We start from the raw sequence: 16,530 nt of genomic DNA, 5'->3' as shown, positions 1-16,530 counted from the left end.
TTCTTTCATGCACAGCATTATACTCCTCTGTCTTGTAAAAGTATAGGACCGAGATCCTTCTGGATCATCGTTTATCCCTTCCCTCACAGGGTAATATACAACTAATCCATTATTGTACAGGAGGGATTCATATGCCTTGGAACAAACAGGATTATCCGGTATCCATGAAGAACCTGGAACCACGTGTCAGACACAAAGCAATTGAAATTGCGAATGCTCTGCTCGATGACGGGTATGAGGAAGGACGCTCGATTGCCATCGCGACAGCTAAGGCGGAAGAATGGGATGAGAATCATCCCGTGCCGAAAAGTTCGAAATCGGAGTCCACATCTTCTTCCGAAAATTCCAACCATAAAAAGTCATCTTCTGGGGAGCATCGTCATTCCGAGCCGGTTTCTTCGTCCAAAAGTCATGACAACATCCATGTCGTGCCTACCGACTCCGGTTGGGCGATCAAGGAAGAAGGAAAGTCCAACTATCTATCCACATTTGATACTAAGGCAGAAGCTGTAGATCAGGCCAAAGAACTTAGCAGCAAACAAAATATTCGAGCGATTATCCATAATCAGGATGGTCAGATTGCTTCTTCGATCAAGCCCTGAATGAATCGGAAAACAATAAAATCCCCTTTTGCTGCTGAAGAGCAGACAAAGGGGATTTTATTTGAACTTTAACTATCAAGACCTGAATATGATGCATACAGGTTATGGTTGTTCTGAAACGTATGATCAATGGGATACCCCTCTAGCCACCGTAGTCCGTTGTGAAACAGCAGCAGCGTTAACTGCTTTGGCTGCAGCCGATGGCACCGGCAGTTTCACAGCCGAAGTCGTAACCACGGTTCCGCGAGCCGGAACACTAACGACGTACGTAATGACTTTGCTGGCGATCCATACGGCCAGAATCGTATATAAAGTTTCTTTTACCGGAAGAAAGAAAAGCGACAATCCCAATACAAAAGCATCACTGACAAAGAAAACTGTACCCAGCTTCCATCCCTTCCAGCGACTAACCAGCACGGCGAGAATATCGTCTCCGCCTGTCGCTCCACCGAATCGAAGCACGATCCCAGCACCTACCCCTGTCAATACACCGGATAGAACTGCCGGAATCCACAGATTTCCGTTAAACGACATCACGAGTGTGGAGTATCGTTCAAAGCCGTCATAGAATAGGGAAAATGCACCGACGCCAAGCAATGCCTGAATCATGAATTTCCAGCCTTTGATGAACCAAGCCAGGATCATGACCGGAATGTCCAGTAACAACATACCGATAGCAGGTGATAAGCCTGTTGCGTATTTTCCGAGCAGGGCCAGACCGACAAATCCGCCCTCCGATAAATGATTCTGAAAGTTAATGTGATAGTAGGCAAAAGCTAAAATAAATGTACCGAGCAGCATAATGGCGAACTTGATCGCCTCTGTTTTAACGTGTTGTAAGGTTAACGATGTTCTCTTCATTCAGGTTCCCTCGCAGTTTGTAGGTTGGTTTTTTAGACCGACCGTACCCTGCAAAAGGCAAGCCTGGAAGAAATCATCGTGTACGTCCTTCGAATATTCATTCCAATCCCCTCTTTCGCAGAGTCAGCCGTTTTTTTGAACCGGTTGGTGTACTCTACAAGGGGCGCTATGTGTATGAGAGATCGTAACGTTTCCAGATCGTCCTTGGGGAGATTGTCCTTCGGGAACTCATGGTATCCTGATCCTTTCTGTTCTGTTGTGGTTAGCTGTGCTTGGTTAAACGAATTTATTACACTATGCACAAAGTCGAACATCTGATATCACACTTAACCCACTTCGATTGCAGTACCCTCTTTCGATCGCTGTTATCACCGGATTTTTTGAATTCCATTTTCCCTTTTGGGAAAATCCTGTGTTAAAGGCGAGCGCTTCGCTTCTACAGATGGGTTCTGCACTCTTCGTTCCTGTGTGAATGTAAGTTCAACATGATTCATAACGTGTAATTGTTCATTCTGCTTAAACACCAAAGCTAACTTGCTTGTTCTTCTATTATATAACACCAACGTGACCGGGTCTAAACAGCAGACCCGTCAAAAACGCGCATAAAGCAGCCTTTGGACTGCTCCAGCAGTCATACGGCGACACCAGGATAAGCAATGCTTGCTAATGGTGCAACCTGCTCCTTTATTCTATGACCAAAGCTTCCAAAAATAACTGTCAGTCACCCAACTGTGACAAATTGGGGCCTTTTTTTTATTTTCTGGGGAGTTGTAAAGGAATCATTATCCTTTTGAACATACACTATAGCAAGCGTAATCGGCTTATTCTTGGTTCCGCTCAAACGTTTCCATACTTACTCTGCTGTTTATGGTATAATATAACAATTGAATCCCACTACCGTTTAAGCGAGGCGGATTGATGAAAACGTTAAAGCCAAGAGTCTTTATTGGCTGCTCGCTGGAAGCCAAGCCGATTGCAGCCGCAGTACACGAAAACTTACGTTTCTCAGCTGAAGTTACCCCTTGGTACTCCGGAGTTTTTAATCCAAGCAGCTATACCATGGACGACCTGGAAGCAGAAGTCCGTACAACAGACTTTGCCATTTTTATTTTTCATCCGGATGATATATCCAAAATTCGCGGGAAGTACTACGCGTCGGTCCGGGATAATACAATGCTTGAAATGGGTCTGTTTATGGGCCGTCTGGGACGAAAGCGTATTTTTTTCATTCTTCCTGAAGATATTACAGACATCAAGGACACAACCAAGGTCGAGGGATTGCGTATGCCTACAGATTTGCTGGGGTTAAATCCACTCGTATATGAAATTCGTTCTGACGGAAAGTGGGCGCCAGCTGTCTCGGTGGCATGTTCCAAAATCGCAGACAGTATTGAGGAACAAGGACGCTGGAGTGATCCAGAATTGGAGAATATCATTGAGAAGCATAAGCGTACTGAGGGAGAAGCAAGGTTACAACTGCTCAAGTTGCTGCGGTTCTTTAGGGAATTGCTGCGTACCCGCAAAGCAGATGCCAAAATGCTGGAGCGAATGAGCGATGCCCTGCGTACCGCCTTTGTCTCTCACCCTCCATTTGCTGTACGTGGCACTGCCATATACCGTACAGATGACAGTGGTTATATTGAGCAATTATGTGGTAATGTTGGAGAACCGGGGAGAAAGTATGACTTGTCCGCTAATGACGACAAACAACCGGATGATCCCAAGCGCATCCTGGTGATTGACTCTTACCGGGAAAACAAGATCAAGATCAATCTGTATGACGATTACCTTGAGAAAGAATATCTGCTATGCTATCCTGTAGCCAAGAGGTATGTAATCACCGTTCACATTATTGGACATATTGAAGCGGATGAGGCGGTATTTCAGCAGATTGACCTACAGAATCGTCAACTGTTCAACGCCATCAACGATTTGTTAGGAGGCGAACCGGAATGAAACCGGAAACGAAAAAAATAAGCAAGCGCTGGGGCAGCGAAAAAAAGGTACGCCTCAGTTCTGCGCCCGAATCATCACGACCGGTTCCGGAACCCAAGGAAGAAGATCGTTTCCACAAGCCGGCCGTACCGCTAACTACCATTGGGCCCTCCCTGAAGGGCAAGGAAAGACCCTATAAGGTCATCCTTGAAAAAGAGGCGTTCTACGAAAAGCCTCAATATCTTGCTTAAATTCTGCACACATCATCAAGCCTGCCGCTGAATCGGCAGTATTCCATAGGCCCCGCCGCCCAAGGCAGGGGCTTTTTTGTTGCTCATTTTCGTCAAAATACAACTGCTCTTTCTCGTTGACCTGGCATCATCGGGGTTGCGGCAAGTTATCCTGAAATTCTTATTGTAATTCATTGCTATAATTTATTTCTTGTAATCACTTCTGTAGCAGACTGCATTGCATAAAGTTCATTTGGTTTATGGCCTTAGGTTTCCTGTAAAATCCATAAATTATACCTAATTTTGGAGTAGGCTTGTCCTTAAAGCCATAGCCTCATTCACTATCTGTATCTACAGGAAAATGCGTTAGTGCTTGCTTCCAATATTTCTCGGTTGTATTGTGTATCTCCATTACATATATTGATTATAATATAAGAACACATGTTCTGTAAATGAAAAATTCCAATTAAAGGTTAAGGAAGTGAACATATGACATCCTCTACTTCCGCCCCATCCCCTGCGGATGAAGACCACCGCCTGATTAAAGGCCTGGTTGTGCGCACGCTATTGCTGGATGTACTTGAACGAGATATTCGAACTTTGGATACGCTGCTGCTGAAGATGCCTGAAGTCTACATTCTGTCGCTGACCCGCATTCAGAACAATGTGCTCAAGGAGATGCTGGGTCTTCGCAAACAAATGAGAACTCGTGGTGTCAAAGTTTTGGAGGAGAAACGTGAAGCAGATGGAATCGAAACCTTGTACATGTGCAGGGGGTATTGGCAACGTTTTTACATGTTATGGACGTTCGCACGAAACGAAGTCAAAAAAGAACTCAGTCGGCAACTGCAGATGGACCTGGCGCAGAGTTGATGCAACCCTGACAACATTGACACCGGGCATACGCCCCCCCCTTCTATTAACAAGATGGATATGATCAACCTGCTCACCATCCAAGGTTACGTTTGGTCTATTGCAAAACGTCACTACACTAATTGTTGATGTTCATTGCTGTTTTAAGTGTCAGCCTCAAAATATCCATCTCCAGCAAAACAAGTTGACCAAGGAAGGTTACGTTCATTAAGATGGAATAGAGATATCCAACCATTCCAATAAGGCATGAATTGATTTCAATCCGGATATGCTCTCAACGTCTTATCAATCAAGGAGCTGTACTTCATGGATATGAACCCAAATTCGATTAAGCTAACACCTGCACATACAGGCATTGCCGCAGATGTGACCGAACTGATCGGCCAGACACCTGCCGTTAAACTAAACCGACTCACAGGCAGCGACTCCGCTGATGTATACGTGAAACTGGAATACTTCAACCCAAGCGGTAGTGTCAAAGACCGAGCCGCCTATAACCTGATCGTTCAGGCTGAACGGGCAGGTCTGCTGACCCCCGGAGCAACCATTATCGAACCAACCAGCGGCAATACCGGCATCGGTCTGGCCATGAACGCCGCTGCCAAAGGATATAAAGCCATTTTGATCATGCCGGACAACATGTCCAAGGAACGCATCAATATCCTGAAAGCCTATGGCGCAGATGTGGTGCTCACCCCTGCTGCCGAGCGGATGCCAGGTGCGATTCGCAAAGCGAAAGAGCTTCAGGCAGATATTCCTGGCAGCTTCATTCCGCAGCAGTTCGAGAATCAGGCGAACCCAGATATTCACCGGATCACTACGGCTCCCGAAATTATGCAGCAGATGGATGGCTCGTTGGATGCTTTTATTGCCACCGCTGGAACCGGCGGCACCATCACCGGGACGGGGGAAGAACTGCGCAAGCAGCTACCCGATATCCGCATCTATGCGGTGGAGCCAAAAGGTTCCCCGGTGTTGTCCGGTGGCGAGCCCGGACCACACAAACTCGTCGGTACAAGTCCGGGGTTCATTCCGGATATCCTGAATACCGACGTATGGGATGCCATTATCCAGGTGTCCGATGAGGATGCACTGGATACAATGCGGCAGCTTGCTGCCCGGGAAGGGCTGCTGCTTGGCCCTTCCTCTGGCGCTTCGGTGTGGGCCTCCCTTCGCATCGCGAAGGAACTGGGGCCGGGACACCGTGTGCTCTGCATTGCGCCGGATACCGGGGAACGGTATCTGAGCATGGGTATTTTTTAACAAAGAGGCATTAGGAATTCAACAAAACGAAACATGTAAAAGAACAAAAAAGCCTGAAGAACGCAAAAAAGCCCTTGCTCCCCTACGAATGTTTAATCCGCAGAGAACAAGGACTTTATGAAGGCAAATATCACTTTTAACAAAATGTGAAGACATTAAAAAGTATATTTTCTGTACCATTTATCAGTAATTAGTGTGTCAAAGTTGTCCATTCTACACCTTCGGGAAGCAGAGCCGCAATGCGGTCTTTGGCTTCCTTTTTGGTATACAGCGATTCATCGAGAATGACTGCGGAACCTGAATCACTGCTCGTCCGAATCAGACGTCCAAGACCTTGCTTCACACGCAGAAGCATGTATGGAAGATCGATCTCTTCGTAAGGTGCTGCCGATGCACTTCGTTTCGCATTAAAGACAGGGTCCTGTGGTGGATAAGGAAGCGACCAGATCATGACATTGGATAATGACGGTCCTGGAACGTCCAGACCTTCCCACAGATTGACGGAGCACAGCACACTCTCCTCATCCTGCTGGAACGCTGCAATCAGGTCACTGATCTCCCGGTCACCCTCGTACATAAAGCGCAACCCTTCTGCTTCAGGGACATGAACAATGTCCTGCTTGAACGCACGCAATTCCTCCATCGTACGGAACAAGATCAGTGCACGGCCCCCACTCTCCTGAAGCAAAGACACTGCATCCCGCAACCGATTTTCGTTCTCCGGGTGACCTGGTATGGCTTCATCTGTAATTTTCATCTTCATTTTGTCCGCATAATCATATGGGGAAGCCACCGAGAATGATACAAAATCGTCAATGCCTAGGCTGTCCGCCACATAACGGAATGAGCTATCCACAGATAACGTGGCGGAGGAGAACACGATTGGAATACCTGTATTGAACACACGCTCGTTCAGCATTTCCTTCACGGTACGCGGCATGATCGATAATGTCGTCTCGTCTTCACTTTCTTCCGCCCAGCAGATATAGCCGTCTTCCTTACGGAACAATGCAAGTGCAGACTGAATCATGTCCAAATGTTCTTCAACGACACGCATCTGGTACCCATCCAGCGAGAACAATCCGCTCTCAAATACCAATTCTTCGCCGATCGCATCCAGCACACTGGTCAGACGTTCAATCTCACGTAGCAGTGGCGGTTCTACCCGAACTTCCTTCCGTTCCGATCCCGGAATCGCCACCGTATACGTATCCAGCAACGCAAACAGTCGCTCACTGCTCTCAATCGCTTCATCCACACGCTCCGCGAGGGATTCACGAATCTCTCCTTCAAGCAGACGAGTCACGAGTTCCTCGAAGATACGGTGTTTCAATTTGTAACTTAGTGCGTTCAGGGCTGCTTCTTCCAGCAAATGACCTTCATCAAATACAACTGAGCTGTGATCTGGCAGCAGTGGCAATTGTCCCTCGCGTTTGCGCGCATCGTAGGTCCACACATGCTCCATGTAGTAATCATGGGAACAGATGATGATGTCCTTGGAACGACGGTAATGGTCACGCGACAGCGTTAGGCCGCAGCGTTGACGTTTTGGGCAAACAAAGCAATCCTGGAACGGGTCCCAGTTAATTTTGTTCCACTGGCGATCATTCAGATGCGGATACTGTTTGCGGTCACCATACGGATGGAAAGCCTGAAGTGTACCCGGCGTATTTACAAAATCCGGAAGGCTCTCATGCACTTCTTCGATAACAGGGGCATCCTCATCCGCAAATCGCACCGCACTTAATTTGTTCAGACAGACGTATTGGTCCGGTGACTTACCCAGACGTGCATCCACTTCCAAGTCCAGATGTGCAGCCAGCTTCGCGATATCTCCGCCGGGCTTCACAAGTTGTTCAATCAAAGACTCATCGGCACAGGCGATCACTGCCGGTTTGCCCGTATAACGTGCATAACAGACCGCGTAGAGCAGATAGACTAACGTCTTGCCTGTTCCGACACCGGCCTCAGCCATAATGGTCTTTTTATCTCCATAGGCCCGTTCGAGCTGGTACGCCATAAAAATCTGTTCATCCCGTACCTCGAAGCCGAACTCTGGCAAAATATCGTAAAAAACATCAGCAACCCACTCTCCCAGACGGGATACAAAAGGTTCAGCCGGATCATATGCAAAAGGATAACGTTGTGTAGACAATCCTAGGTCAGCCTCCATTCTTAGACGCGGTCCTCTTTCATTTTTCCGTTCAAAAAAGGCCGCAGGGCAAAAGTTAATTATCTCACGTGATGAAGCGGGTGACAAGCTTTTTTTGCTAGGTTATTTGCTAGGTTTAATGTATAGAACTAATTTTCAGGGGAAATATATACAGGAATCCACTTTAAGGAAAGGCGGTGCTCCACTCCATGAATCATCAGTCTTCACAATCAGAGCATTCCTCAGACAAATCAGCTGACACATTAACAGATCGACAAGGTCATCCGATCACGGACAATCAGAATGTACGAACTGTTGGTAGCCGCGGACCGACTACGCTGGAGAACTATCATTTTCTCGAAAAGATTACTCACTTCGACCGCGAACGTATTCCAGAACGGGTGGTTCATGCCCGTGGCGCTGGTGCTCATGGCGTATTTGAAGCGTATGGAACGGCCGGGGATGAACCTGTATCGAAGTACACACGTGCACGTCTGTTTCAGGAGAAAGGCAAACAAACGCCCGTATTTGTGCGCTTCTCCACCGTTATTCACGGCGGGCACTCACCGGAGACCCTTCGGGACCCGCGCGGGTTTGCTGTAAAATTCTATACCGAAGACGGCAACTGGGATCTGGTGGGTAACAATCTGAAAATCTTTTTCATTCGCGACCCGCTCAAATTCCCGGATATGGTACACGCCTTTAAGCCCGACCCTCTGACCAATGCACAGGATATGGAACGGTTTTTCGATTTTGTCTCGCTAAGTCCTGAAGCTACCCATATGGTGACATTCCTCTTCTCTCCTTGGGGCATTCCAGCGAATTATCGGCAGATGCAGGGCTCGGGTGTTAATACATATAAATGGGTCAATCAGGAAGGCACGGGCGTGCTCATCAAATACCACTGGGAACCGCTCAATCAAGGGATACGCAACCTGCTGCAAAAAGACGCGAGCGAGATTCAGGGACAGAATTTCAATCATGCGACATTGGATCTGTATCACGCCATTGAACAAGGAGACTATCCCGAATGGGAGCTGTGCGTTCAAGTGATGGAGGACGGCGAGCATCCAGAGTTGGACTTCGACCCGCTGGACCCAACCAAGCTATGGCCGCAGGAGCAGTTCCCTTTTCTACCAGTGGGCAAAATGACGCTGAATCGTAATCCCGAAGATTATTTCAATGAAGTGGAGCAAGCTGCGTTCGGTACGGGCGTTCTGGTGGACGGGCTCGATTTCTCAGATGACAAACTGCTGCAAGGACGGACCTTCTCCTATTCGGATACCCAGCGTCACCGGGTGGGTGCCAATTATCTGCAACTGCCAGTGAATGCACCGAAGAACCGGGTAGCCACGAATCAGAGCGGCGGACAGATGCAGTATCAGGTGGATCGTGCACCGGGTCAGAATCCGCATGTGAACTACGAACCTTCGTCGCTCGGTGGCTTAAAGGAAGCAACCCCACGTGGTAAGGAACATGAACCACTGGTGGAAGGCCGACTTGTCCGCGAGAAGATTGAGCGTTCGAATGACTTTGGTCAGGCGGGAGATACGTACCGGGCGTTCGAGGATTGGGAACGGGATGAGCTGATCAGCAACATGGTTGGTGCGTTGGCTCAATGCAAACCGGATATCCGTGAGCGTATGATCTCTTATTTTACCCAAGCGGATGCGGATTACGGTCGGCGCGTCTCCGAAGGACTATCCTCTGTGCCAACCGATGATAGTGCGACGGTCCAACCGAAACATGAACCAAGTGTTGAGCAAGCAGAGAAACGCAGTCGTGAGACCGACGGATATTAAAGCAGCTGGACAGCGTTTAGACTGACAAGTCTGACACTGTTAGTACATTCGAGTATTTTGAGTAAGCAGATTACGTTCTGAATTAAACATAGCCCTGATCGTCAAGTTGCCAGTTGCAGCTGCTATCAGGGCTTTTTCATGACTAGCTTGAGTGTAATCTCCACTTCAGGATGCATGCTGCTATTTATTTTAAATTAAATGAAGTTCATATGAGTGGATCAAAGGTAAGACTTGTGCTCTGGGGATGGAAAAGCGTACTTCTCTATGTTCATTTCAGATGATCCTTCGTTAAATGAGAGCTATCACCCAATGGAAAGATTACATAAACCCCGTGAGATTACAGGCATTGGAAGCTTCCAGGCTTGACCTGCCTGCATGTACCTCCATCTGATCAGATGATTATTGATGATAACGCTTACAACATTTACCATAAAGCTGTGTCCTAGAGATTGCATCTAACCAGCCGGCATGACTTATTTCATTTTTGATAACAGTCTGGTACACGGCTACCACATGCTCTTCATTCTATTCCCAATTAACCAAGGAGGTTTGCGTAATGAAATTATTCCCATCTACATCCACTCATGCATCTGTACGATCCGAACGTTCTCTGAAATCGAAAATGGCCCAGATCTGTCTGAGTGCCGCGTTCCCTCTATTATTGATTGGTGGTGGATCGGCTGGTGCTGAAGAGCTGATCGAGAGCAGTTTGCAAAATCCCTCTGAATCGGTAGCTACTTCGAATATCGCGCTTGCTGCGGGTGATCTGTATGTGTCTCCTGGCGGCTCAGCCAACAATCCGGGAACACTGAACAGCCCTACGTCACTCGCTAACGCATTGACCCAGATCGCACCGGGTAAAACGATCTATCTACGCGGCGGAACTTACAGTTTCTCCGAAACCATTACCATTGAGCGTGGCAATAGCGGTACATCCGGACAACGTAAAAATCTGGTGGCATATGGATCGGAAAAACCGGTCTTTGATTTCTCCGCTCAAGCCTTCGCTTCTACCAATCGCGGGCTGCAAATGTTTGGAGACTACTGGCTCGTCAAAGGGCTTGAGGTTAAGGGTGCGGGCGACAACGGAATTTTCATCGGGGGTAGCTATAACCGTCTGGAGCAGATCGAAGCTCATCATAACCGGGATACGGGTATTCAAATGGGGCGTTATGCTTCCACCGCAGCGAAGAGTGAGTGGCCTGCCTATAACGAAGTCATTCGCTCGTACTCCCATGACAACTACGACCCGGATAATGGAGAAGATGCGGACGGTTTTGCCGCAAAACTGACTGTTGGCCCCGGCAACCTTTTCGACGGTTGTATCGCTGCCTTTAATGTTGATGATGGTTGGGATCTGTACAGTAAAACAGACACGGGTGCCATTGGTGCAGTAACCATTCGTAACAGCATTGCGTACAACAATGGGCAGACTTCGGACGGAACATCAACCTCGGATAGTGATGGTAACGGCTTCAAGCTCGGAGGCGAGAAAATCGCCGTGAATCATATTGTGGAGAACAGTATTGCCTTTAATAACAAAAAGCATGGCTTCACCTACAACAGCAATCCCGGTTCGATCCAGATGAAAAATAACACCTCCTGGAACAACGGGCAAAGCAACTTTGCCTTCGATATAGGCACCCATATCTTCACCAACAACCTGTCCTTCCAAGGTGGCGCCAGCGACAAAACGAGCGGAACCGACGTCAGCAGCACCAACGTCTGGTGGAAGAACAAGAAAAGCGTCAATGCCAAAGGATTGCTTGCCAGCGCAGCCGACTTTGTCTCCCTCGTACCTTCGGTAACGCGTAGTGCGGATGGAACGCCTGTCTTGGGTAATTTCCTGAAGCTTGCAAACGGCAGTGATCTGGTTGGATCGGGTACGCCTACGGGTACGAATATTGGTGGGCGGTAGGTTAGTGAGATGAAATTCGGAGTTAACATTTTTGAAAATAAACCTAGATGACGTGGCACACATAACTGTGTAACCGACAAAAAGTAATTAGAAATCCCCTTCCCATACCAGCTAATTTCTGGTAATGGAGAAGGGGATTTTTGAGTTGCTGTGCATACTCTGCTGACTTATGGATTGATAGATATTCACGGTTTGCATAAAACCTCAATGATGAGTTTACCGCCTGTACGAAAACCTTGCTCAAACGCTGCTTCAACATACATAGATGTGGATTGTCCGATCAGGTCTACCAGTTGTTCCAAAGCATCGTATTCGTTCTCGGTAAGCTGTGTTTTGTAGTCTTGCATCAAGTCCGATATCTGGCGATTAATCTCCTGATACTCGGCTTGCTCAGGATGAATCGACTCGTCCAACCGCAGGTTTCCGTGAAACAAATCTTCGATCAGGTTTGACATGTTATCCTTCATGATAAGGTCACCTCAGGAAGATTGTAATTTAAGTGATGAGGTGAGATGGGAATTTAGCGGAAAATCCGCTAAGTAAAGATTAAAAACAGAATTTCCTTGGCGAGGCACAACGATTGAGAGATGAATTAAAGTTTAGTTACAGAGAAGGTTGGATTCTTCCATTAAATGAAATATAAAATCTTTAAAAATCATATTATAGCTCTCCAATAAAACACACTTTCTGGTCACCAATATACTCTTCCTCTTCTGGCATATGATAGGATGAAAATTGTACCTCCAGTGGACCTGAACCATAACCATGTCTTTCATGATCTCCAAAGTATTTTAATGCTCTGGGAAAGTAAATAGTCCAGAAATAAGATTCGACTAATCTATCTATTTCAGTTTTTGTTGTCAGTATTTTGTACATCAATTATCTCTTCCTTAATATTAATCCGAAATGCAGAATCAACATTCTTTATTATTTTTATGATCATTCGAAAGTTAGTCTCGGGGATTCTTATAACACCAATCCGGGTCATACGGTAAAGATTTCAGTCTTTGTATGTCCTCCCAGCTGTATACCCAATCATTGTCTGCAATTCAGAAATAATCATCAGGATTCAGCTTGAGATATTCATATATAAAATGAAGTATTAACTCTCGATTACCATAGATATCCTCAATGTGCCCGAATTGGCATAGTGATACATTAGGATCTAAACCTAAATCTTCGTGATAATAAAATTCAGTACTTGGGCTACTAATGCTGTGAATATGGAAAATTAATGAGGATTTATTGTCCCCTGTAAATGACTTATGATTAATAATCAGCGTTGTATACAGGAACTCTCCTTCATTTGTATACGTCTTATTGTTATAAAAATAGAGAGCTGCGTCCGAATGGAAAGCTGCAACTATAGTATCAGCTAAAAGCTGCTCTGGAGAATATCTATCTTTTTTTGTTAAAATAACCGCTGAAGTTCCCATTTTCATTTCTCCCTATTCCGAAGTGCGGTTTATCTGGTGAGACCGCATTACAGCCAAGTTCGAGCATAGAATCTATTCCTTACTCAGACTTTTGTCCTGCAACCACTTTATAGCTTCTCCACCCACCAGAATATTTGGTTGTTCTGGCGTTCCGGTATTGATGCTTTTTATAAAGGCATCTTCTATTCCCCTAAGCCCTGTTAAGTTAGCTCCGTGCAACAAAGTTCCTTCAAACGATGCTGAACTGACATCTGCATAATTCATATTAGCATTGCGAAAATCCGTAAAGTACAGGGAACTGGAAATTAGCATGGCGTTTGTCAAGTTTGTATTTGTACAAACGGCTTCAGAGAGATCTGCTTTGGCAAACCTTGCACCTCGGGAATCTGCATTTGTAAAATTGACATAAGACAAATCTGCCTTATAGAAATCAGTGTTTACTACGTTGGTGTTAGTAAAGCTGGACGAACATAACAACGATGAAGACATGTCCATATGTTCCAAATTCATGCCATCAAATGCACATTCGGTCAAATAGGCTTGATCCAAGGGATATCCCGATAAATCGATATGACGAAAATCTATTTCATCTACACCTAATTTTTCACCTTTTTCTCCAATGGTTTCAATCCACATTCGATGTGAATTTAATTTCTCTATCAGTTCTTGTTGGTTAGTTGTTTTCATTGCTGCATCACATTTAGTCACCCTGACATTTTACTACTTTTCTGGAATCTTGAAAACAACACGACAGAAAGAATCTTGAAACTCAACATTAATCGTTTCTAATAAACAATCAGCATGGTCAACGATCTTTTGCAATTATTGGCTCTCAATCTCACAGACCTCAATATATTTTTTATTTATCCACTCTAATACTAATTCCGCTTCTTCTTTCAAGATAACGCCTCGCTGGCTTTTATACTGAAAGTTCTCTTTTGCCCATAACAATAGTAGCTTTACATATTCTAATGTCTCAATTTCACATGTACTGTCCTCTTCATCTTCTTCTGCAAAAATATCGTCAAACGTTGTAAAAGACTTGTCAGATTTTATTAAGTTCACATTTCCTCCTCCCTCGTATAACGTTATTTCCCCTTTCAGTAATTCGATTAAGTTTCCGATTTCTTCCTGGATCGTGGCGAAGTCTCCAAATAATCCGATCCCAAAGAATTACTAATCAGATAACCATTCTTTAACGATGTATCAATGCCTAAGTCCACGATAACTTCGTTGAAATCTTCTTTATATTCAATGGTATACCTATATTTAATCATGTTCGTATCTCCAATCTTCTTAATACAACGGATAAGCGGATGTGATTTTCTCATTTTTTATAACAAATTCAATAGTCACTCCTGTACTGGAAGTTCCCCTATATCTATTATTTTTGAAAAGAATTTTGTTCTCGAAAGCTATATTTATTTCATCAATTACTTGTTGTGGTGTCCAATCTTTCGAAAAAAACGTGGTCTTCGCTTTTTTAGTATTTCATCTATATTATTTTGATAAAAAGAAAAAAAAGAACAGGTCACTCATGGTGGTATCCGACCATAATCAACCTGCTGTTATTCGTTAATTGATGAACTCGTTCCGCACTGGATAGCCCCATTGAGTTTCTGTAAAGAGATCACACAACAATCTTTACATACCTTATACAATCGCGTTAAAAGGTGCATGACCTGTTTCAGCATTTCTTAATAAGGTTGGTTTTCTAAAACGTAAACTAGTTTCCAATCTGAATATAGCGGTATCTCCTTCGATTTCCACAAAAGATACGTTAATCCATATGGGGGCTTTTGGGAAAAGCCCTCCTAAAACTCCAACAACATCTTCTAACAATAGTTTTTTACCACCAATATTCTCTTTAGATAACACAAGACGTTTCATCATTTCATCACCACCATCTAACATTTTCCCACGTTCCTCAACAGGATCTATGACAAATTTAACTATATCGCTCGAAATGTTTCTAGCCTTTTTTATCTTATCAACTGCTTTAGATAAATTTGTCGAAAAAATTTCCTCATTCATTTGAGTAGTCAAAATATCTCCTCCCACTATTTCAATTTAGTTGACTGTACTTTCTTTAATTTCCCTAAATCAACATAACCGTTGCTCGTTACTTCTAATTGATATATCTCTAACCAAGCGTTTTCTGTCTTTATTCCAGCACTATTAAATATTTGTTCATATTTTTTGGCTTGCTCAGTTGTTGGAGTATAGTGTCCTGATTCATTTGTTATTCTTCTAATATTTCCATTTGCATCGACTTTTAGTTTTCCAGCAGCTTGGACATCAGCTCCATTAGCTAAATGAGAATGTCCTCGTCCAACCTTTAAGTTACCATTTACATCTATGACGAAGTCAACTTCTCTAATTCCATCTCGAATCTTAACTTGACCATTCCCCAAAACATATTCGAAACTCTTTCCTTGCTGAATCTCATTTGGATATCTGTTTTCAATTATTTGGGCAGGTCTAACATCTTCCGTCCCCTTAATACTCCTAGTTTTCCTCAATTCAGCCGCTTCCAAATTCTTTTTAATCTTCGCCACAGCTGGATGGGATGAAGGCAACCGAAAAGGCCCTTTGCCACCCGGCATACTCCCGCGAACCATCTGAAATGCCATAAATAGCTGGCTGAACTTCAGTGAAGTTAGCATCATCTGAGCATACTTATCAGATACAGGTTCACCTGTCATCGGATGAATGCCCATCTCAAACGCCTTGATCTGCATCGCATAGATATCTTCCCCAGGGGGTTCTACCTTCACTGCTTGCATGCGATTGATATCCAGATGCCCCTGATCCCTCTGATAAGCCTGAAGAGCAGCTTGATCCGCAACACCCTCCTCATTGACAGGCATCCACATTAACTTTCCAAACATATTGACTTGTGCCATTCGATAGCCCTTATCATTCAAACCTGTGTTACTTACCGAATTTCTCATCATCGCTGCCGCACCCACGGCCCCAATAGCACCGCCCAGACTCACCTGCTCAGCATCTGCATTCTCAAAACGCGTGGCGATATCCTTCAATTCCTTGGAAGTCTCCACCATACTCTCCAACGCTTTATCCAGTATAGGGCGTGACCGTTCAAACTCATAGAAAAATCGCTCCTGCGTTGCCCCCATCCACAATGTCTGAATAAACATGATCTGTCTTGTCAGATTCCCCCGTATACTCTCCATCTGTTGTCTTGCCTGGTCCACCTGATTCGACACGTGATGTAGTTGCTCTGGGGTAACTTTAATTGTACTCATCCATTTTCACCGCTCATCTGAAATATGATAAGACTATGTTAGCAGAAGTTAGATGGCAATTACATCCGGCTAACCTCCTGATTTCACTTTATGAACCCACTTACAATATGTTATTGTTTCATACTACGGTCCTAACTCACTTCTCAACTCTGTGAAGGATACTAAAACACAATATCTAATTAAAAACCA

The 16,530-nt window shown here is 44.9% G+C and carries 16 protein-coding genes and 3 pseudogenes; 7 read left to right on the top strand and 12 right to left on the bottom strand.

From position 1 onward, the window contains the following. Nucleotides 1–131 precede the first annotated feature (131 nt). Nucleotides 132–602, top strand: coding sequence for a DUF2188 domain-containing protein (locus WFI24_RS20205; protein ID WP_336763678.1), 471 nt, complete (start codon nt 132–134; stop codon nt 600–602). A 126-nt stretch (nt 603–728) separates the two neighbouring features. On the opposite strand, the gene WFI24_RS20200 is transcribed toward WFI24_RS20205, so the two are convergent. Then, the gene (locus WFI24_RS20200; RefSeq protein WP_336763677.1) at nt 729–1,463 is read right to left on the bottom strand and encodes a YitT family protein; all 735 of its coding nucleotides are present in this window, start codon (nt 1,461–1,463) and stop codon (nt 729–731) included. A gap of 918 nt (nt 1,464–2,381) precedes the next feature. Between WFI24_RS20200 and WFI24_RS20195 the strand changes: the two genes are divergently transcribed. From WFI24_RS20195 to cysK, 4 genes are all read left to right on the top strand, one after another. After that, nucleotides 2,382–3,419 (top strand): nucleotide-binding protein, encoded by a 1,038-nt coding sequence (locus tag WFI24_RS20195; RefSeq protein WP_145322731.1) that lies wholly within the window; start codon nt 2,382–2,384, stop codon nt 3,417–3,419. Then, nucleotides 3,416–3,649 carry a hypothetical protein gene (locus WFI24_RS20190; protein ID WP_017687536.1) on the top strand — a complete coding sequence of 78 codons (234 nt, stop codon included), beginning with the start codon at nt 3,416–3,418 and terminating at the stop codon, nt 3,647–3,649. The genes WFI24_RS20195 and WFI24_RS20190 overlap by 4 nt, the downstream gene beginning before the upstream one ends. 468 nt (nt 3,650–4,117) lie before the next feature. Further along, entirely contained in the window at nt 4,118–4,501 is a 384-nt protein-coding gene (locus WFI24_RS20185; RefSeq protein WP_336763676.1) for a hypothetical protein, read from the top strand. Nucleotides 4,502–4,807: 306 nt separating this feature from the next. Then, nucleotides 4,808–5,764, top strand: a complete 957-nt coding sequence (cysK, locus tag WFI24_RS20180; RefSeq protein WP_336763675.1) for a cysteine synthase A — start codon at nt 4,808–4,810, stop codon at nt 5,762–5,764. A 190-nt stretch (nt 5,765–5,954) separates the two neighbouring features. On the opposite strand, the gene WFI24_RS20175 is transcribed toward cysK, so the two are convergent. Next, on the bottom strand, nt 5,955–7,937 hold the full coding sequence (locus WFI24_RS20175) for an ATP-dependent DNA helicase (RefSeq protein ID WP_336763674.1): 1,983 nt from the start codon (nt 7,935–7,937) through the stop codon (nt 5,955–5,957). 188 nt (nt 7,938–8,125) lie between these two features. Here WFI24_RS20175 and WFI24_RS20170 point away from each other — a divergent pair, with 188 nt between their 5' ends. Then, on the top strand, nt 8,126–9,718 hold the full coding sequence (locus WFI24_RS20170; RefSeq protein ID WP_442956243.1) for a catalase: 1,593 nt from the start codon (nt 8,126–8,128) through the stop codon (nt 9,716–9,718). Between the two features lie 556 nt (nt 9,719–10,274). After that, on the top strand, nt 10,275–11,636 hold the full coding sequence (locus WFI24_RS20165) for a right-handed parallel beta-helix repeat-containing protein (RefSeq protein ID WP_336763673.1): 1,362 nt from the start codon (nt 10,275–10,277) through the stop codon (nt 11,634–11,636). A 185-nt stretch (nt 11,637–11,821) separates the two neighbouring features. On the opposite strand, the gene WFI24_RS20160 is transcribed toward WFI24_RS20165, so the two are convergent. The 10 genes and pseudogenes from WFI24_RS20160 to WFI24_RS20115 form a co-directional block, all read right to left on the bottom strand. Further along, nucleotides 11,822–12,103: a DUF6809 family protein gene (locus WFI24_RS20160; RefSeq protein ID WP_336763671.1), complete on the bottom strand. Its 282-nt coding sequence runs from the start codon at nt 12,101–12,103 to the stop codon at nt 11,822–11,824. 193 nt (nt 12,104–12,296) lie between these two features. Beyond that, on the bottom strand, nt 12,297–12,512 hold the full coding sequence (locus tag WFI24_RS20155; RefSeq protein ID WP_336763669.1) for a hypothetical protein: 216 nt from the start codon (nt 12,510–12,512) through the stop codon (nt 12,297–12,299). A 173-nt stretch (nt 12,513–12,685) separates the two neighbouring features. Beyond that, nucleotides 12,686–13,072 carry a hypothetical protein gene (locus WFI24_RS20150; RefSeq protein ID WP_336763667.1) on the bottom strand — a complete coding sequence of 129 codons (387 nt, stop codon included), beginning with the start codon at nt 13,070–13,072 and terminating at the stop codon, nt 12,686–12,688. A 72-nt stretch (nt 13,073–13,144) separates the two neighbouring features. Continuing rightward, nucleotides 13,145–13,759: a pentapeptide repeat-containing protein gene (locus WFI24_RS20145; RefSeq protein WP_336763665.1), complete on the bottom strand. Its 615-nt coding sequence runs from the start codon at nt 13,757–13,759 to the stop codon at nt 13,145–13,147. 135 nt (nt 13,760–13,894) lie between these two features. Further along, nucleotides 13,895–14,137, bottom strand: coding sequence for a hypothetical protein (locus tag WFI24_RS20140; protein WP_336763663.1), 243 nt, complete (start codon nt 14,135–14,137; stop codon nt 13,895–13,897). Between the two features lie 47 nt (nt 14,138–14,184). Beyond that, the gene (locus tag WFI24_RS20135; protein ID WP_336763661.1) at nt 14,185–14,349 is read right to left on the bottom strand and encodes a hypothetical protein; all 165 of its coding nucleotides are present in this window, start codon (nt 14,347–14,349) and stop codon (nt 14,185–14,187) included. A 19-nt stretch (nt 14,350–14,368) separates the two neighbouring features. Continuing rightward, nucleotides 14,369–14,545, bottom strand: a pseudogene (locus WFI24_RS20130) (EndoU domain-containing protein); the annotation flags it as partial. A 180-nt stretch (nt 14,546–14,725) separates the two neighbouring features. After that, nucleotides 14,726–15,106 (bottom strand): hypothetical protein, encoded by a 381-nt coding sequence (locus WFI24_RS20125; RefSeq protein ID WP_336763870.1) that lies wholly within the window; start codon nt 15,104–15,106, stop codon nt 14,726–14,728. A gap of 26 nt (nt 15,107–15,132) precedes the next feature. Then, nucleotides 15,133–15,546 (bottom strand): annotated as a pseudogene (locus tag WFI24_RS20120) (hypothetical protein); the annotation flags it as partial. Nucleotides 15,547–16,080: 534 nt separating this feature from the next. Further along, nucleotides 16,081–16,341, bottom strand: a pseudogene (locus tag WFI24_RS20115) (WXG100 family type VII secretion target); the annotation flags it as partial. Nucleotides 16,342–16,530: the final 189 nt, after the last annotated feature.

This window comes from Paenibacillus sp. USHLN196 (genome assembly GCF_037144955.1).
GTDB classification, from domain to species: domain Bacteria; phylum Bacillota; class Bacilli; order Paenibacillales; family Paenibacillaceae; genus Paenibacillus; species Paenibacillus xylanexedens_C.
This window is presented reverse-complemented; position numbering and strand designations above follow the sequence as displayed.